This window comes from Arthrobacter sp. NPDC058192, assembly GCF_042883665.1.
Lineage (GTDB): Bacteria > Actinomycetota > Actinomycetes > Actinomycetales > Micrococcaceae > Arthrobacter.
Map to the genome: position 1 here is coordinate 51,141 of NZ_JBHVVJ010000003.1, position 18,890 is coordinate 70,030.

General features: G+C 68.6%; 8 protein-coding genes and 1 pseudogene. 7 read left to right on the forward strand and 2 right to left on the reverse strand.

Features of this window, described 5'->3' with window-relative positions; all coding sequences use genetic code 11:
* The first annotated feature begins 48 nt into the window (after nucleotides 1-48).
* Together ACFVVK_RS03930 and ACFVVK_RS03935 are read left to right on the forward strand one after the other, a co-directional pair.
* Nucleotides 49-3,429: an ATP-dependent helicase gene (locus ACFVVK_RS03930; protein WP_390263732.1), complete on the forward strand. Its 3,381-nt coding sequence runs from the start codon at nucleotides 49-51 to the stop codon at nucleotides 3,427-3,429.
* Complete coding sequence (locus tag ACFVVK_RS03935) at nucleotides 3,426-6,983, forward strand: ATP-dependent helicase (protein WP_390263734.1); 3,558 nt, start codon at nucleotides 3,426-3,428, stop codon at nucleotides 6,981-6,983. Before ACFVVK_RS03930 ends, ACFVVK_RS03935 begins: the two co-directional genes overlap by 4 nt.
* A gap of 394 nt (nucleotides 6,984-7,377) precedes the next feature.
* Here ACFVVK_RS03935 and ACFVVK_RS03940 read toward each other — a convergent pair.
* Nucleotides 7,378-8,541 (reverse strand): annotated as a pseudogene (locus ACFVVK_RS03940) (macrolide 2'-phosphotransferase); the annotation flags it as partial.
* Nucleotides 8,542-8,714: 173 nt separating this feature from the next.
* Between ACFVVK_RS03940 and nudC the strand changes: the two are divergent.
* The 3 genes from nudC (at nucleotide 8,715) to ACFVVK_RS03955 (ending at nucleotide 12,827) form a co-directional block, all read left to right on the forward strand.
* Nucleotides 8,715-9,848: an NAD(+) diphosphatase gene (nudC, locus tag ACFVVK_RS03945; RefSeq protein WP_390263736.1), complete on the forward strand. Its 1,134-nt coding sequence runs from the start codon at nucleotides 8,715-8,717 to the stop codon at nucleotides 9,846-9,848.
* Between the two features lie 130 nt (nucleotides 9,849-9,978).
* Nucleotides 9,979-12,129, forward strand: coding sequence for an ATP-dependent DNA helicase UvrD2 (locus tag ACFVVK_RS03950; RefSeq protein ID WP_390264351.1), 2,151 nt, complete (start codon nucleotides 9,979-9,981; stop codon nucleotides 12,127-12,129).
* Nucleotides 12,129-12,827 (forward strand): M48 family metallopeptidase, encoded by a 699-nt coding sequence (locus tag ACFVVK_RS03955; protein WP_390263739.1) that lies wholly within the window; start codon nucleotides 12,129-12,131, stop codon nucleotides 12,825-12,827. The genes ACFVVK_RS03950 and ACFVVK_RS03955 overlap by 1 nt, the downstream gene beginning before the upstream one ends.
* A 9-nt stretch (nucleotides 12,828-12,836) precedes the next feature.
* Here ACFVVK_RS03955 and ACFVVK_RS03960 read toward each other — a convergent pair whose 3' ends face one another.
* A complete protein-coding gene (locus ACFVVK_RS03960) occupies nucleotides 12,837-14,405 on the reverse strand; it encodes a zinc-dependent metalloprotease (RefSeq protein WP_390263742.1) in 1,569 nt (522 codons plus the stop codon).
* Nucleotides 14,406-14,563: 158 nt separating this feature from the next.
* Here ACFVVK_RS03960 and ACFVVK_RS03965 point away from each other — a divergent pair, with 158 nt between their 5' ends.
* Both ACFVVK_RS03965 and ACFVVK_RS03970 read left to right on the forward strand, forming a co-directional pair.
* Nucleotides 14,564-15,712: a PDZ domain-containing protein gene (locus ACFVVK_RS03965; RefSeq protein ID WP_390263744.1), complete on the forward strand. Its 1,149-nt coding sequence runs from the start codon at nucleotides 14,564-14,566 to the stop codon at nucleotides 15,710-15,712.
* 97 nt (nucleotides 15,713-15,809) lie between these two features.
* Nucleotides 15,810-18,815, forward strand: coding sequence for a UPF0182 family protein (locus tag ACFVVK_RS03970; protein ID WP_390263747.1), 3,006 nt, complete (start codon nucleotides 15,810-15,812; stop codon nucleotides 18,813-18,815).
* Nucleotides 18,816-18,890 lie beyond the last annotated feature (75 nt).

An 18,890-nucleotide genomic window follows, 5' to 3' on the forward strand; every position in this document is an offset into this window, starting at 1 on the left:
CAGCTTACGCAGCACCCCGAAAGCCTTGTGCAGCAACCGGAAAGCCCTATGCAGCATCCCGACCCTGAACTGAGCGTGCAGGGATCCGGGCCGGTTCCCCCGACGGGGACGAGGCAGCCGGCGGGCACCGCCCTGCGCCTGCTGCCGCCCCGGACCCACCACGGCGCCGTCCCAGTGCTGTCGTCGGACCAGCTCGCCGTGCTCGACGTACCGCCCGGATCGGGGCCCGTGCTCGTGGCTGGAGCGCCCGGCACCGGGAAATCGACGGTTCTCGTCGAAGCCGCTGTCCGCCGCACCCAACGCGACGGCCTCGACCCGGAACGGATGCTCATCCTGGCCCCCGGCAGGCTCGCCGCCGATACGCTCCGCGACCGCTTCACCGCCCGCCTGGACCGGAGTCTAAGCACGACGCCGGCCCGCACCTGGGCGTCATATGCGTTCGATTTGATCCGCCGCGCCAAAGCGGAAGGAATCCTGCCGCTTCCGCGGCCGCCGAAGCTGCTTTCCGGCCCCGAGCAGGATCTGATCATCAAGGAACTGCTAGAAGGACACGCCTTGCCGGGCCTCGAACTGCCGTGGCCGGAGGATCTGAACGCCGCCCTGCAGACCCGTGGTTTTCGGCAGGAAGTGCGCCAGCTCTTTGACCGGATCATCGAATCCGGCCGGACGGCCGAGGACCTCGTGACCCTGGCCCGGCGGTGCGGCCGGCCGGACTGGGTTCCGGCCGCCGCACTGTATGCCGAATACCGCGATGTCCTGGACCTGCGCATGCCCGAGGCCTTCGACCCCGCGGGCATCATCACCGCGGCCCGCCAGATCTTTCAGGACGCACCCGATTTCCTCGCCGCCGAGCGCGCGCGTTTGCAGCTGATCCTCGTCGACGACATCCAGGAGGCGAACCCGGCGGTCTTCGAGCTGCTGGCAGACATCGCAGCCGGCAAGGACGCCATCATCACAGCCTCACCGGACACCGTGGTCCAGGGCTTCCGCGGCGCACGGCCCGATCTGGTTGCCGAGCTTCCCCGCCTCCTGGCCGCAGACGGAGCGATCCTGGAGCGTCCGCTTCGGGTCGCGCACCGGCACGCGCCCGCCGTGGCGGAATCGTGGCTGTCCGTGGCCGGGCGCATCTCCCGCCGCTCCGGCGGACAGGACGCACGCCGGCTGGATCAACCCGGACCGATCCAGCCCGGGCCGACGCCGCCGCCGGACGTGCCGCCCCGCGGCGGCGACGGCCGTTCGGGGACTGTCGAGGCGCACCTGCTGCCGTCCCCGGTCCATGAGCTGCGGTATGTGGCACAGCGGATCCTCGAGGCCCAGCTGAACGATGCCCGGGACCTTGGGGACATAGCCGTGATCGTGCGCAACGGCGGCCAGCTTAGCCAGCTGCAGCGGTATCTGACAGGCCAAGGCATTCCGGTGCGGGTTCCCGTGGCCGAATCCGCGGTCCGGGACGAGGTCGCGGTCCGTCCGCTGCTGGACGCCTACGCCGTGGCCCTGGACCCGTCCGCGCTGACGCCCGAGTCCGCCGTGTCGTTGCTGACGTCCCGGATCGGCGGCGCCACCTCGATTGACCTGCGCAGGCTGCGGCAGTCGCTCCGCCGCGAGGAACTCCTGGGCGGCGGCGGACGCACCAGCGACACGCTCCTGGTCGAGGCCCTGCTGGAGCCCGGAGGACTGGCGACGCTCGGCATCGAGGGACACTCGGCACGCCGCGTCGCACGGATGATCCGGGCCGGACGGGACGCGGCCGGGGCCCCCGGGGGCAACGCCGAGACGATGCTCTGGGCGCTCTGGCATTCCACGGGCCTGGCCGGTCGATGGACCGAGGCCGCCTTGGCCGGAGGATCGGCCGGTGCCCGCGCCGACCGTGACCTCGATGCCATGATGGCGCTGTTCCACACGGCGGAACGCTTCGTCGACCAGCTTCCTGGTTCCGGCCCGGAGCAGTTCCTTGAATACCTGGTCAGCCAGGAACTCCCCATGGACACCCTGGCTGCCAGGGCCCAGGTGGAAGACGCCGTGGAACTCATGACGCCTGCCAGCGCCGCCGGGCGGGAGTGGCCTGTGGTGATAGTGCCCGGCCTCCAGGAAGGCGTATGGCCCAACACCCGGCTGCGCGGGGAGCTGCTCGGCAGCACCCTGTTTGCCGACGCCGTCGAACATGGCGTGGAGTACGCCCTGCAGCTGGACCCGCTCAGCCGGTTGCGTGAAATCCGCTACGACGAACTCCGGAGTTTCTCCACTGCGGTGTCCCGCGCCCGCGAGGTGCTGATTTGCACGGCGGTGTCCTCCGAGGACGAGCAGCCGTCCTCCTTCCTGGACTACGTGTCGCCGCTGGACCCTGGACAGGACCGCCGGGGATTCACCACGGTCGAGCGCCCGCTGACGCTCCGGGCCCTCGTCGCGGAACTGCGCCAGCACGCCCAGCTCGACCCCCGGAGCGCCGAATCGGCCGAGGCCGCGGCCGTGCTCGGTGTCCTGGCCACCGTGCAGCCGCCGGTTCCGGGCGCCCACCCGGCGAGCTGGTGGGGTCTGGCGGGCTTGTCCTCCGAGGCGCCGGTGGTTCCGCCGGGCGGCACCGTTTTCGTGTCGCCTTCGAAGGTCGAAACGGTACAGAAATCCCCGCTGGACTGGTTCGTCCAGGCCGCCGGCGGGGAAGCTGCCACGGATTTTGCCCGCAGCCTGGGAACCTTGGTCCATGCCATCGCGCAGGACTTCCCGGACGCCTCGGGAGGCGAATATGTCGCCGAACTGGTCCGGCGCTGGCCCACGCTGGGTATGAAAGACAACTGGGAGGGCAAGCTGGACTTCCAGCGTGCTGAGGCCATGGTGCGCAAGCTCGCCCAGTATGTCCTCGTGATGCGCAGCGAGGGCCGGAGCCTGGTCGGCGTCGAGCAGGACTTCGAGGTAAAGCTGCCGGATCTTCCGGCGGAGGCGGCCGCCGGAACGGCCGGACCCGAGTCCGGCGACAGCGGAAGCGCCGGTCCGGCGCGGCCCGCGGTTCTCCGCGGCCAGGTGGACCGGTTGGAGATTGACGCCGAGGGCCGCCTGGTGGTCGTGGACCTGAAGACCGGAAAGCGCCAGCCCGGCAAAGCGGATCTGGAGCGCCATCCGCAGCTCGGCGCCTACCAGGCGGCCGTGCTGGCCGGGGGCTTTGCGGGATCTGACGACGGGCCGCCGCCGCTGCCGGGCGGGGCCGTCCTGGCCCAGTTGGGCACCAGCACCAAGAGCCCCGGCATCCAGGCCCAGGCCCCCCTGGAGCCGCAGGATAACTGGGCGCTGGAGATGGTCGGCGACGCGGCCCGTGTGATGTCCGGCAGCACCTTCCAGGCCCGGCATGATCCGTCCAAGGGAGGCCACGGCGGCCACGGCTGTCGGCTCCCCGAAGTCTGCCCGCTGTGCGTGCGGGGAAAGCAGGTTACTGAATGACCCCGGAGGCACCCTCAACCGGCCAAGCAGTCCCGCCGGCATCAAAGGCCGGGCCCTTGCCCGGTCCGCGGTTCAGTCCGGAGGAACTCGCTGGCATGCTGGGGGAGAAGAACAGCCCCACGGCCGAGCAGTCCCTGATCATTTCCTCCGCCCTCACGCCGCGGCTCGTGATCGCGGGGGCCGGCTCGGGGAAGACGGCCACCATGGCGGACCGGGTGGTGTGGCTCGTGGCCAACGGCTGGGTACGGCCCGAGGAAGTCCTCGGCGTCACCTTCACCCGGAAGGCCGCCGGGGAACTCGCCACCCGAATCCGGGCCAAACTGGCCGCGCTGCAGCGCATTGCGGCCGCCGACACCGGAAACACCGTCTTCCCTGCGGGGCTGCTCAGCACCGATGCGCTTGAGCCGAAGGTCTCCACCTACCACTCGTACGCGAGCGGCATTGTCTCCGACTACGGCCTTCGCCTGGGCGTCGAACGTGACGTCGTGCTCCTTGGCGGTGCCCAGTCGTTCCAGCTCGCCAGCGAGGTTGTGGAGGCCTTTGACGGCGACTACGAACACTTCCGGTCCGCGAAATCGACCCTCGTGAAGGCCGTGATCCAGCTGGCAGGGGAGTGCGCGGAGCACCTGCAGGACCCGGCCCAGGTCCGGGGCTGGCTGCTGGAACGGATCGCGGCGTTCGAGTCCCTTCCGTACGTCGCCGACGCCAAGAAGAATTCCACCCAGGCGGCGGCTGACCTCAGTACGATGCTGCGCACCCGGGCGAGCGTCGCGGAGATGGTCGGCCGCTATGCCGAGGCGAAACGGGCCCGGGGCGCCCTGGACTTCGGCGACCTCGTGGCACTGGCGGCGCGGGTGGCCAACGAGATTCCGGTGGCGGCCCAGACCGAGCGTCAACGCTACAAAGTTGTGCTGCTCGATGAGTTCCAGGACACGTCGCACGCCCAGCTGGTGCTCTTCTCCCGGCTCTTCGGCGACGGCCATGCCGTCACCGCAGTGGGGGACCCGAACCAGTCCATTTACGGTTTCCGGGGAGCGTCCGCAGGGCAGCTGTTCCACTTCGTCCGCGAATTCCCGGTCCGCGTCAGCGGAGAACGCGCCAGCCCTAGAAACACTGACGGAGACAGCAGCGACGGTGAAAGTAACGGCCCGGCAGGCACGGCCGCGCGCTTTGCCGTGGCGCCGACGTCGTACCTGACCACCGCGTGGCGCAACGGGCGCAACATCCTTGCCACGGCCAACCTGATTTCGGCGCCGTTGAGCAAGGCCTCGGCGAACCGCGGTGCCGCCGGCGCCAGGGAAACCACCGACACCGTCGAGGTCCCGCCCCTGCAGCCCAGCCCGGCCGCGGTTCAGGGCAGGGTAGTGATGGGACGGTTCGCCACGGACGAAGCCGAAGCCGCGGCGATCGCCGGGGACGTGCTGAAGTTCCGCGTGACGGACTTCGACGCCGGGCAGGCCGCCGACGCGCCGCCGCCTGCCATGGCCGTTCTCTGCCGGCGGCGGGCCCAGATGGAGTGCATCCGGCGTGAGTTCGAGCTCCGCGCCATTCCGTATGAAATCGTCGGGCTCGGCGGTCTCCTGGACACGCCCGAAATCATCGATCTCGTCGCCACCCTCCGGGTCCTGGCCGACCCCGGCCGTTCGGACTCCCTCATGCGCCTGCTGGCTGGCGCGCGGTGGCGGATCGGCCCGGCGGACCTGATGGCCCTGAGGGACTGGTCCAGTCACCTCGCCCGGCGCCGGGGCCGCCCCGGAAGCACCGGCGGCGGGGCCGACACCCCCGCCGATGACACAGATGTGGCCGGCGACGACGCCGTCATAGAGGGCGACATCACGGACGCCGCCAGCCTGGTCGAGGCCCTTGACTGGCTGCCTCGCGACGGCTGGACCTCGGCACATGGCCGCAGGCTGAGCCCCGAGGCCCGTGGGCGCCTGCAAAAGCTTTCGGACGAGCTCCGGCTGCTGCGCACCTTCATGGGGGATGACCTCACCACCTTGCTGGGCGAGGTCGAACGGGCGATGCTCCTGGACATCGAGGTTGCGGCGCGGCCCGGGATCAGCATCCATCAGGCGCGCCGCAACCTGGACGCGTTCCAGGACGCCGCCGCGGGATTTCTGCACACCTCGCACCGCGTCGACGTGCTGGCGTTCCTCGCCTGGCTGGAAGCAGCGGCGGCTGAGGAAAACGGCCTCGATGCCGCGGCGCCGGAGGTAAACCACGAGGCAGTGCAGCTCCTGACCGTGCATGCGTCCAAAGGCCTGGAGTGGGACGTGGTGTTCGTTCCCGGGCTGAACGCCGGCGCGTTCCCCAGCAGCAGGGACTCGCGGTGGAGCAGCGGAAGTGCGGCCCTGCCATGGCCGTTGCGCGGCGACCGCGCCGACCTGCCCCAGTGGGACCTGGACCAGCCGGACCAGAAGGGCTGGCTCGACGCTGAGAAGGAGTTCAAGTCTGCCGTCCAGGTACACGGCGAGGCCGAAGAACGGCGGCTGGCCTATGTGGCGTACACCCGTGCCAAACACGTGCTCTGGATCTCAAGTGCGGCCTGGGTCGGGTCACGCGCCGGGCTCGCTGAGATGTCGCCCTTTCTTGCCGAGCTCGAGGCCCTCACGGCCGGAGGCGGAGCCGAGATCCACCCCCTGTCCGTCAGCGAGGACGCGCTGCCCGCCGAAAGCCCCCTGACCTCCGAGCTCGAAGTCGCCGGGTGGCCCTACGATCCCTTGGACGGACCGTATGACCCCCGGACGGGCAAACGCCTGAGGCTTGTCCCGGGCCGCCGTGCGGCCATGGAAGGTGCTGCGGCGCGCGTCCTGGCGGCCATGCACGGCGGGGACCACGAACCGAGACCCGTCCTGCGCGGCCCGGCGGCCGGGTGGGCCAAGGAAGCAGCCACGTTGCTGGAACGCAGATCCCGGCGTTCCGTCGTCCAGGACGTGCACCTGCCGGGCCATATCTCGGCGTCCACCCTCGTGGACCTGGAAGATGACCCGGAGTCTGTCGTGGCCCGCCTGCGGCGGCCGGTCCCGCGCGAACCGGGAATGTCGGCCCGCAAAGGCACGGCGTTCCACGCCTGGGTCGAAGAATACTTCGGCGCCGCCGGCATGCTGGACCTCGGCGAGGCCGCCGGCGCTGACGACCACATCGACGAGGCCTACGGCCTGGATTCCATGGTGGAGACCTTCCGCCAGTCCGAGTGGGCACACCGCGCCCCCGTGCACGTCGAGGTCCCGGTCGAGACGCGGATCGGCGACGTTGTGGTCCGGGGCAGGATCGACGCCGTGTTCCGCGACGCCGACGGCGGTTGGGATCTTGTGGACTGGAAGACGGGGCGCCGCCCCTCAGCGTCCCAGCTGAAAGTGAAGGCGGTCCAGCTCGCTGTCTACCGCCTGGCCTGGGCCCGGCTCAAGGGGGTCCCGCTGGAGGACGTCCGGGCAGCGTTCTACTACGTGGCCGACAACCAGGTCGTCCGGCCGCACAACCTCGGATCAGCGGAGCAACTGGAGGCAATTGTGGCTGCGGCGCTGGGAAGGACAGCAGCGGCCGGCGGCTCCTGACCCCGCCGCCGGCCTAGCGGGTCTGGGTGTCGACCACCGTGATGGCGGCGGTCGACGTGTTGTCACCAGGTCCCGGCCGCTTGCCGGAATCGGGTTGCACGACGGCAATTGACTGCGTCGAGGGGTCATCCGGGGCCGCGGACGGGGTATCACCTTCCGGGGCCTCCGCGGCGGTTTCTGCCGGGCTGTTGTCCGTGGCATCGGCCTTCGCGTCCGGCGAGGTCTCCGCCACGGCGCCGCCGGACTTCGGATCATCCACGGTCGTCTGGTCGGCCCCGTCATCGAGTACCGCAATGTCAGGTGCAGGTTCGTCTTTCCGGTCCGGGTCCGAGCTGCTCTGGGCAGCCTTCCCGGCATCTGCTTCCTCATCGCGGGGGATGGGCTTAACGTGCACCGCGGGCCGGGCACTGACCTCCGGAACCGGGGCCGGCGCCGGAGCGGCCTCCGGATCAGGTACCTGGTCCAAAGGAACCAGCGTGACCTTGCCCCCGGCGTGTACCGAGGCTGCGGGCGGAACCGCCTGAGCGGCCGTTGGGGGCGCATCGGGGCGGCCGGGTGCGTCGGGGAGGACGGCGGCACCCCCGGGGCCAGCCGCGGGTGCCGCGACCGGCAGGGGCAGGGGTTCCACGCTGATGGGCTGGCCCCCGTGCTCTGCGACGTCATCGGCCAGCGTGGCCAGCATGGACTCGGCCTCGTCGATCATGTCTCCGTTGCCTGAGGCCAGTCCCTTGACCAGGTACTGGGCCAGGGCGAACTCGGCTGACAGCGCTGCCCGCCGGAGAAGATGGGCGTCGGGTACGTCACGACGAGCGGAGGCGTAGTGCTCCAGCACCGCGCTGACGAAGTCCTGTTCGTTCGAGGCAACCAGCCAGGCCATATCGTCCGCCGGGTCGCCGATGCGCAGATCGGTCCACCCTGTCACGGCGGTCACGCGGTCGCCGTCCACCAGCAGGTTGTCCTCATGGAGGTCGCCATGAACGACACAGGGGTTGAAGCGCCAGAGGGAGACGTCTTCCATCGCGTGTTCCCAGCGCCGCAGCAGCAGCGGTGGGATTTTTCCGGTGGTGGCGGCCTGGTCCAGTTCGTTCAGGCGGCGCTGGCGGAATTCGTTGGGGGTGTAGCTGGGAAGATCGGCGTTGTTCACGATCGACCGCGGGAGGTCATGGATGGCGGCCAGTGCGGACCCGATCTCACGGGCCAAGGCCGGCGAGCCGTCGCTGAGGTCATCGAGGGAGCGGGTCGCCCCGGCCAGATGGGAGTACACGAACGTGCTGAGCTGGCCTTGCCGGACGGTTCCGGCCACTGTGGGCAGAAGAAACGGCAGTTCGGCCCGGATGCCGGGCGCGAAGGCCCGGAGCACCAGGAATTCGGTCTCCAGCCGGGCGCTGGCCTCGGCGTGCCGGGGGGACCGGACGCGCCACCGCTTACCCTCGGAATCTAGCAGGAGGGCCGCATCGAAGTCTGCCGGATCGTCGGGCGCAGAGCTGACGGCGGTCGGGCTGAGGCCGGGTACCGCCGCAGTTGCTACAGCTGCCAGTTCGATTGGTTTCCTTCTCACCCTTCCACGGTAGGGTCACCGGCGCCCAAGACAGCGATGCACCTCGGCGAGTCTTGAGATCAAGGCCAAATCAGGCCTGATTCGCAGACCGGTGGGGCGTGCCGCCCCACCGCGGGGGCCGGCGCCGGGGACGGCAAATGTAAATTGTCTGCCCGAGTCAGTACGGTGGGTATATGAGTCTTGCGGAGTCACCGGCATCTTCATCGGCATCGTCGTCATTGGCAACGTCGGCATCGGCACCGTCACCGGCAGGAGACCAAACGACCGCTGAACCCACGGCACCCGACGGCGGGGCGCCGCCGGTGCTGCGGTTGCCGGCAAACCACCTGATTGACACGGTGCTGCCCGTGCACCCGGCGCTGATCGACCGCGGATCCGCGGCCCGGCAAAAACCCGGAATGCTGGCGGCGTTGCTTGACTCAGGCTCGGCACGGGCCCTCGTGCTCTCCGGCCGGCAGGCCCTGGTCAGCGGGGACGGCCTCGTATTCCTGGACGCGGTCGAGCTCACCGAGCACCTGGCAAACGGCCCCTACGCCCCGGAGCACGTGATCTACTTGGGGTCTGCCCTGCCGGGTTCCGGTCTCGACGCCGGCACCGAGATCGTCCTCTTCGTCCTGCCTGTCCAGTTTGAAGTCCGGGCAGAGGAGTTCGAACCCCACGTCGCCGGCATCCCCGCCGATGCCCAGTGGGCAGGGTTCCGCGATGTCGCCGCACGGCTGAACGCCACGGACACGGCCCTGTTCATCGAAGCCAGCGCCATCGCCAACTGGCACGCCACCCACACGCATTGCCCGCGCTGCGGCACGCCCACGCAGGTGGAGGCCGGCGGCTGGGTCCGCCGCTGTCCGGCCGATAACTCCGAGCACTTTCCCCGGACGGACCCGGCCATCATCGTGACCGTGGTGGGACCTGACGGGCGGATCCTGCTTGGCGGCGGCGGCCCGCTGGACGCCCGGAACTATTCGACGCTCGCCGGCTTCGTCGAGCCGGGCGAGTCGCTTGAACAGGCGGTGCAGCGGGAGATCGGCGAGGAAGTCGGGGTCCGGGTCACCGCCTCCCAGTACCTGGGCTCGCAGTCCTGGCCGTTCCCCGCCTCCCTGATGCTCGGCTTCACGGCCACCACGGCCGACACCGAAGCCCGGCCCGACGGCGTCGAGGTCACCAGGGCGCGCTGGTTCAGCCGGAATGAGCTGCAGGAGGCCGTCCTCAGCGGCGAGATCGTCATTTCCACCCGGCTCTCGATCGCCCGGTCCCTCATCGAACACTGGTACGGCGGCGTCATTCAGGACGCTGCCGGCACCGCCTGACGCGGCCTGACCCATCCGCAGGACAACCACTACTGACTGAGCAGCAAAAGTGACCACAGAGAAAATGAACTTCAGCACCATCTTCGGCGACGGGTCCGCCATATCTGGAGATGGTGTGTCCGGTGGCGCGATGGCCGGGCCCATCTCCGACGGCGGTCCGGCACCGGACACGCGCTCGCTGGAGGAACGCATCCTCGGCGGCCTCGACGCCGAGCAGCGGGAGGTCGCCAGCACCTTGCAGGGGCCAATGTGCGTGCTGGCCGGCGCCGGAACGGGCAAGACCCGCGCCATCACGCACCGGATCGCCTATGGCGTGCACTCGGGCGTGTACAGTCCGCAACGGCTCCTGGCCGTCACGTTCACCGCCCGCGCCGCCGCGGAGATGCGCAGCCGGCTCCGGGACCTGGGCGCCGGCAACGTCCAGGCGCGCACTTTCCACGCGGCCGCCCTGCGCCAGTTGCAGTACTTCTGGCCGCAGGCGGTCGGCGGCACGCTGCCCAACCTGCTGGACCACAAAGCCCAGATGATCGCCGAGGCCGCCCGGCGGCTCCGGCTCAGCACGGACCGCGCCTCCATCCGCGACCTCGCCTCCGAAATCGAGTGGGCCAAGGTCTCCATGCTGACCCCGGCGAACTATCTGGAAAACGCCCTGGGCCGTGGCACTCCCGGCGGCTTTGACCTGACCGCCGTCGCGCGGGTCTTCCAGTCCTACGAGGACGTCAAGACCGACCGCAACGTCATCGACTTCGAGGACGTTCTGCTGATCACCGTGGGCATCCTGCAGGAAGATCCGAAGGTGGCGGCTACCGTCCGGGAGCAGTACCGGCACTTCGTCGTCGACGAGTATCAGGACGTTTCGCCCCTGCAGCAGCGGCTCCTGGAGCTGTGGCTAGGCGGCCGCGACGACCTCTGCGTCGTGGGCGATGCCAGCCAGACCATCTACTCCTTCACCGGCGCCTCCCCGAGGCACCTGCTCGGGTTCAAGGCCATGTACCCCGAGGCCCACGTGGTCAAGCTGATCCGGGACTACCGTTCCACGCCGCAGGTCGTCCGGCTCGCCAACGACCTCCTCGCGGGCCGGCGCAGCGGCGGCCCCGCGGCCGACGCCGCCTGGGCGACGCCCCTGCAGCTCATCGCGCAGCGCCCGGCCGGTCCGGCGCCCCAGTTCACCGAATGCTCCGACGACGAGGCCGAGGCCGCCACGGTCGCCGCCCGGATCCGGGAACTGCTCGACGCCGGCACCCCGGCCAGTCAGGTCGCCGTGCTCTTCCGCACCAACGGACAGTCTGAAGCCTACGAGCAGGCCCTGGCCTCGGCCGGGATCGGTTACCAGCTGCGCGGCGGCGAGCGGTTCTTTGCACGGAAGGAAGTCCGGGACGCGATCCTGCAGCTGCGGGCCGCCACCCGCGCCGTGGCCGAAACCGCCACGCCTGAGCCCCTCGGACAACTGGTCCGCGACATTGTTGCCTCGCTCGGCTACACCGACGCGGCACCGCACAACGGCGGCGCACTCCGGGAACGCTGGGAATCGCTGGCCGCCCTCGTTGCCCTTGCCGACGAGCTCGTGATCAGCCGGGGACCGCAGTTCACGCTCGCGGACTTCGTCAACGAACTTCAGGAACGGTCCCTGGCGCAGCACGCGCCCACCGTCCAGGGCGTCACCCTCGCATCGCTGCACGCCGCCAAGGGACTGGAATGGGACGCAGTGTTCCTTGTGGGCCTCAGCGAGGGACTCATGCCGATCTCCTTCGCGGACACCCCGGGAGCGGTGGATGAGGAGCGCCGGCTCCTCTACGTCGGCATCACCCGCGCCCGGGAATACCTCTCCCTGTCCTGGTCGACAGCCCGGACACCGGGCGGGCGGGCCAACCGCAAGCCCTCACGCTTCCTGGACGGTCTGCGCCCCGATTCCGTGGCCAGCTCCCACCTCAGGGGCAAGGGCGCGGCCCCACGCCGCAAGGCGGCCGTCCCGGCATCGTGCCGGGTCTGCGGCAGCATGCTCTCCAGCGGCGCGGAACGCAAGGTGGGGCGGTGCAACCAGTGCCCGCCCAGCTACGAGGAACAGACGTTCGACGCGCTGAGGCAATGGCGGAAGGACACCGCGCTGGAGGCCGACGTCCCGGCGTTCGTGGTGTTCACCGACGCCACATTGACCGCCATCGCCGAGGCCCGCCCGGAATCGCTGGAGCAGTTGGCCAAACTCGCCGGGGTGGGCCCCTCCAAACTGGAAAAGTACGGCGAGGCCGTGCTGACGGTCCTGGCCGAGAATTCGGGGCACTGATGGTCGCCCCAAACAACAACAGCGACAAGAACAGCGCCCGGAGCGCCGGAGGCCGCCGCCCGGGCGGGGCAGCCGGTGCGGTTCCGGCGGTAACGCCGCTGACCACGGCCGACGGCGCCCCCGTGGTGGTGCGGCGGTCCGCCCGCCGACGCCGGACAGTCGCCGCGTTCTGGGAAGATGGCACCGCCGTGGTCGCCATTCCCGCTTCCTTCAGCAGGGCCCAGGAACGCGAATGGGTGCACCGCATGCTGGAAAAACTGCGGCTCCAGGGGGCCCGCGGCCCGCGCGGGTCCGGCCGGCGGCGGCCGCGCAGCGACGCCGATCTGGCAGCCCACGCCGCCGTCCTGTCAGCGAAGTACCTCGGCGGCCGGTCCGCGCCGTCCTCGGTCCGCTGGGTCACCAACCAGAACTCACGCTGGGGTTCGGCCACACCGTCCGAAGGAACCATCAGGCTCTCGACGAAACTCCAGCCTATGCCGCAGTGGGTGATCGACTACGTGCTGCTCCACGAGCTCGCCCACCTCTTGGTGGCCGGCCACGACGCCGCTTTCTGGCGGCTGCTGGCAGCGTATCCGGAGACCGAGCGTGCCAAGGCGTTCCTGGAGGGGGTCTCCTTCGCGACATCCCGGGGCCTCGGACCCGGCGGCGGATACGACGAAGCCGCGGACGGAACCGAAATCCCGGCCGGGGCCAACTAGCGTTCCAGCCTACGCCCGGGGGCTACCGCCGTCTTGCGTCCCGCCGTCCCCGCGGTCGTCGTCGTCGGCCGCAGGCGGTTCCTGACCGGACCCGCCGGACTCCGCAGCGCTTTCGGTCTCGGGACTTTCGGTCGCAGCACTTTCGGTCTCGGGGCTTTCGGTGTTGAGGCCTTCGGCGTCACCGGAATCGCTGTCATCGGAACCGGTGCCCGTCGCATCGGTCTCAGCAGGCTCGTCGAAGCCTCCGCTCAGCAGCTTCTGCAGTGCGTCATCGACCTCGCTGTCGCTGGCTTCGGCCAGCTTCCGGCGTTCGCTGAAGCCCTGCGGATCGTCCAGGTCCTCGGCGGTGGGGAGCAGATCGGGATGCTTCCACACGGCGTCGCGGCCCTCGACCCCGCGCTCGACCTTCAGCGACGCCCAGAGTGTGGCGGCCTCACGGAGCCGGCGCGGCCGCAGTTCGAGTCCCACGAGGGACGAGAACGCGTGCTCCGCGGGGCCTCCGGTCGCCCGGCGACGCCGGACCGTCTCACGCAATGCGGCGGCGGAGGGCAGCAGCTTCTCGGTCGCGCCCCAGGTGAGTTCATCCACCCAGCCTTCCACCAAAGCGAGGGCCGTCTCGAGTTTTTCGAGCGCCTGCTCCTGGGCGGGCGTGCGCTGCGGCATGAAGACGCCCTGGGAGAGGGCCTCCTGGATGCCTTCGGGGTTGCTGGGATCAATTTCCCGTGCGAGCTCTTCGATCTTGGAAGTGTCGATGTGGATGCCGCGCGCGTAATCCTCGATCGCGCTGAGGAGGTGGCCCCGCAGCCAAGGGACCTGGACGAACAGGCGGGCGTGGGCCGCCTCGCGCACGGCGAGGAACAGGCGGATGTCATTCTCCGGCAGGCTCAGGCCCTCACCGAACTTCGCCACGTTCGCCGGCAGGAGCGCCATTTCCAGGTCTGCCAGGGGCACACCGATGTCCGTCGAGCTGACCACTTCGCCGGACAGGGCACCGATCGCCTGGCCCAGCTGCATGCCGAAGATCGCCCCGCCCATGTTCTGGATCATTGAGGAGGCACCGCCCATCATGGACTTCATTTCCTCGGGCATCTGCTCGGTCATCGCGGCGGAGAGGGCATTGGCGATGCTGTTGGCCACGGGCTCGGTCAGCCGCTTCCAGGTCCCCAGGGTCTCCTCGACCCATTCGGCCCGGGACCACGCCCGGCCGATCAGTCCGGTGGCCGGAAGCCCGGTGACCTGGTCGAGCCAGAGCTCGGCCAGCCGCAGGGCCTCATCGACCTCACGGGACTGGTGGGAAGTGACCGACGGGTCGGATCCGCTGGCGGCCACGCGCCGGGCGTTCTCATGCGCCAGCTGCCAATTGACGGGCCCCTCCGACGGAGCGCTCATCATCGCCTGCACCTGCGAGAACATCTGCGCCAGGAGGTTTGGATCGTCCGGGAGGCCCGCGGCCTTGGCGAGTTCAGCGGGGTCAATGTTGCCCATGCCCTGACCGCCCATCAGGTTCTTGAGCATTTCTGCCAAAGGATCCTTGGGTTCCTCGTCGCCATTGGACGGATTGAGTGGGTTGGAAGTCATGGTCCCGCCGATCGTCGGTGTGGCTGCTATTCAACTTCACGGTACCCCTCGGCAAGAGCGGCTGTCTGCCGAAACAGCGCCACGTTCGCTGTAGGCAAAGAGCGGTCAAGGCCGCCAAGCGCGTAGTCTTGGAAGTTGGAATACGGAGAGGTCGTTCAATGACAATCACCCAAGGTGAGCAGCCCGCCAGCGACCCGGCGGCCGGCCCGGTCCGGGGGAGAAGAGCGCGTCCGGCAGGCGCGAGCGGCCCGCGGAAACTTGCGAACCGGTCATCGGCGATGCTCGTCTCCGGCCTGCTGGCCCTGGCCTTGGGTATCACTGCCGTGAGCCTGCCGGTGCCCTACGTGGTCGAGGCTCCCGGACCCATCTTCAATACCATCGGCGAGGACAACGGCAAGCCGGTCATCAGCGTTACCGGCCACAAGACCTTTCCCGCCAAGGGCAATCTCGACCTCACCACCGTCTACGTCGACGGCGGCCCCAACGGCCCCGTCAGCGTCTTCGAGGCATTTTCCGCCTGGCTTAACGGGAGCAAGGCCGTTTACCCGCAGGAACTGCTGTTCCCCGCCGGTGTGACGAAGGAGCAGTCCCAGCAGGAAAGCGCCACCGCGATGACCACCTCCCAGGAAAACGCGGTAGCCGCGGCGCTGAAGGAAATGAATATCCCGTTCGAGCAGAAAATGGAGATCGCCGGCCTCCCGGATGACTCCGCTTCGAAGGGCGTCCTGCAGACGGGGGACGTTCTGGTCTCCATCAATGACAAGCCCATCACGGCCCTCGGCGTCGTCCAGGCGGAACTGGCCGCCGGCAACGGCAAACCGGCCAAGGTCTCCGTGAAACGGGCAGGCAGCGCGGTCAATGCAACCATCACCCCGGCCAAGAGCAGCACGGGCCGCTACGTTCTCGGTGTCCTGCTGCAGTACAAGTTCACCTTCCCCTTCGACGTCAAGATCTCCCTCGACCAGGTCGGCGGGCCCAGCGCCGGAATGATGTTCGCCCTGGGCATCCTGGATACCCTCACACCCGGTGACCTGACCGGCGGCAAACACATCGCGGGAACCGGAACCATCGCCCCGGACGGCGCCGTGGGACCGATCGGCGGAATTGCCCAGAAAATGCAGGGCGCGAGGTCTGGCGGCGCCACCTTGTTCCTGGCGCCTGCGGCGAACTGTGACGACGTCGTTGGTCATGTTCCGGACGGACTGCAGGTCGTCCGGGTGGAAAACCTCGCCGAGGCGCGCAAGGCGGTTGAACTCGCGGCGTCAGGCGGCGACATATCCGGCCTTCCTGTCTGCACGAGCAACTAGACTGACCGCGGAACTAAGCACCCGCCCCGCTCGTGGCACTAATGAGCGACACACAACTACAAACCAGCAGTAGACGACCAGCTATGAGGTACCGAGTTTGTCCCGTCCCGCCAGCACAGTCCCGCCAGGAAGACCCAAGACACGACGCGGCGCCCTGACGCCGACGTTGATCATCGTGGCCCTGATCGTGATCGGATTCATCTTCTTCGCCAACGTCTGGACGGATGTCCTCTGGTACCAGCAGCTGGGCTTCTTCGAAGTGTTCCTGACCGAGAACCTGGCCAGGATGCTGACCTTCCTGGCCGGCTTTGCCGTCATGTTTCTTGCGGTCTTCTACGCCATCCGGATTGCCTACCATGCACGGCCGGTCTACGCCCCCGATTCGGACGTGCGGGACAACCTGAACCGCTACCAGGCCCAGCTTGAACCCGTCCGGCGCGTCGTCATGATCGGGATTCCCATCCTTTTCGGCCTGTTCGCCGGAAGCGCCGCCGCCAGCCAGTGGCAGAAAGTCCTGCTGTTCTTCAACCAGGAAGCCTTCGGCCAGAACGATCCGCAGTTCGGCCTGGACATCAGCTTTTACCTGATGACCCTACCCTTCCTTGGCTTTGTCACCGGGTTCCTCATCAGCGTCACCATAGTCGCCGGCCTCGCGGGGATCCTCACCCACTACCTCTACGGCAGCATCCGGATCATGGAACGCGGGATCTTCACCAGCCGGGCCGCGCAGATCCACCTGGCCGTCACGGGCGCTGCCTTCCTGCTGCTGCTCGGCATCAACTTCTGGCTGGACCGCTATTCCACGGTACAGAGCAACGGCGGACGCTGGGCCGGTGCGCTGTACACGGACGTGAACGCCGTCATCCCGACCAAGGCAATTCTGGCCGTGGCCGCGGTCATCGTCGCCGTGCTGTTCATCGTCGCTGCCGTGATCGGCAAGTGGCGGCTTCCGGTGATCGGCACCGCCATGCTGGTCATCACGGCCATCCTCGCCGGCGGGGTCTACCCCTGGGTCATCCAGCAGTTCCAGGTCCGGCCCTCGGAACAGACCCTGGAAAACGAGTACATCAAGCGGAACATCGCCATGACCCGGGCGGCCTATGGGCTGGATAAGGTCCAGGAAAAACGGTACAACGCCACCACCAACGCAACCACCGGGGCGCTGGCCCCAGATGCGCAGACCACCGCCAACATCCGCTTGCTGGACCCGAACCTGATCTCCGACGCGTTTTCGCAGCTTGAGCAGTACCGGCCCTACTACCAGTTCCCCAAAGCCCTGAACGTGGACCGTTACCAGATTGACGGCAAAACCCAGGACACGGTCATCGCGGTCCGTGAACTGAACCCGGACGGACTCGCGACGAACCAGCAGTCCTGGCTGAACCGGCACGTGGTCTACACCCACGGATACGGCGTGGTCGCGGCCAAGGGCAACAAGTTCACCGTGGACGGCAAGCCGGACTTCCTGCAGGCCGGTATCCCCTCCACCGGGGCGCTCGGCAACGACACGACCTACCAGCCGCGCGTTTACTTCGGCGAGAACTCGCCTGACTACTCGATCGTCGGCGCCCCGGACGGCGCCCCGCACCGGGAGCAGGACCGGCCCGCGGCGAAGGAAGGGGACGGCGAAACGCAGTACACCTTCACCGGCAACGGCGGCCCGAACGTCGGCAGCTTCTTCAACAAGATCCTCTACGCGATCAAGTTCCAGTCTTCGGACCTGATGCTTTCCGACGGCGTGAACGCCGAGTCGCAGATCCTCTACGACCGCAACCCGCGCGAACGCGTCGAAAAGGTCGCACCGTACCTGACCGTCGACGGCAATGCCTACCCCGCCGTCGTCGACGGCCGGGTGAAGTGGATCGTGGACGGTTACACCACGAGTCCCTACTTCCCGTACTCCCAGCAGGAGCAGCTCTCTGCCGCCACGGCGGACTCGCAGACCGCCGCGAACCGGACGGTGGCCCTGCCGAACAATTCGGTGAACTACATCCGGAACTCGGTGAAGGCCACGGTGGATGCCTATGACGGGTCCGTAACGCTGTACGCGTGGGATGACCAGGACCCCGTGCTGAAGGCCTGGCAGAAGGTCTTCCCCACCACCCTGAAGCCGTACACCGAGATGTCCGGTGCGCTCATGAGCCACGTGCGGTACCCCGAGGACCTGTTCAAGGTCCAGCGCGAACTTCTTGGCCGTTACCACGTCACGAATCCGGACGCCTTCTACACCAACAATGATGCATGGTCCGTTCCGAATGACCCCACCGTCCAGGACGAGGTCAAGCAGCCGCCTTATTACATGTCCCTTAAGATGCCGGACCAGGACAAACCGGCGTTCCAGCTGACCTCGTCGTTCATCCCGCAGGTGGTCAACGGCGCAGCCCGCAACGTGCTCTATGGCTTCCTGGCCGCAGACTCCGACGCCGGGAACAAGAAGGGCGTCAAGGCTGACAGTTACGGCCAGCTCAGGCTCCTGCAGATCCCGCCGGAAACCCAGGTCCCCGGACCCGGCCAGGCGCAGAACAAATTCAACTCGGACCCCACCGTCTCGCAGGCCCTTAACCTGCTGCGCCAGGGTGCGTCGGCAGTGCTCAACGGCAACCTGCTGACGCTGCCGGTCGGCGGCGGCATGGCGTACGTCCAGCCCGTCTACCTGCGGTCCACCGGTGAAACGTCCTATCCGACGCTGCAGCGGGTCCTGGTGGCCTTTGGCGACAAGATCGGATTCGCGCCCACACTGGATGAGGCCCTGAACCAGTTGTTCGGCGGCAATTCCGGAGCCTCGGCGGGGGACAAGGCGAACAAGGGACAAACGCCTGCCGTGCCCACGGCCCCAGGGGGCGCCACGCCGCCCGGGGGCACCGACGCGAAGGCGGAGCTGAAGGCCGCTCTGGACGAGGCCAACGCCGCCATCAAGGCCGGCCAGGACGCCCTCGCCAAGGGCGACTTTGCGACCTACGGCGACCAGCAGAAGAAGCTCGCGGCGGCCTTGCAGAAGGCGCTCCAGGCCGAAGCGAAGCTGGAGACCCAGAGCGCCCCGGCACCGTCGGGCACTGCCGCGCCGACGCCGTCGCCCACCCCCTCAGCGACCGCCGGCAGCTGATGCGGCTCTAGGGCAAAGCGCTGGGACAACGCGCGGTCCTCCTGGTGGCCACAGGCCGGGTTTGCCCTCCATGGA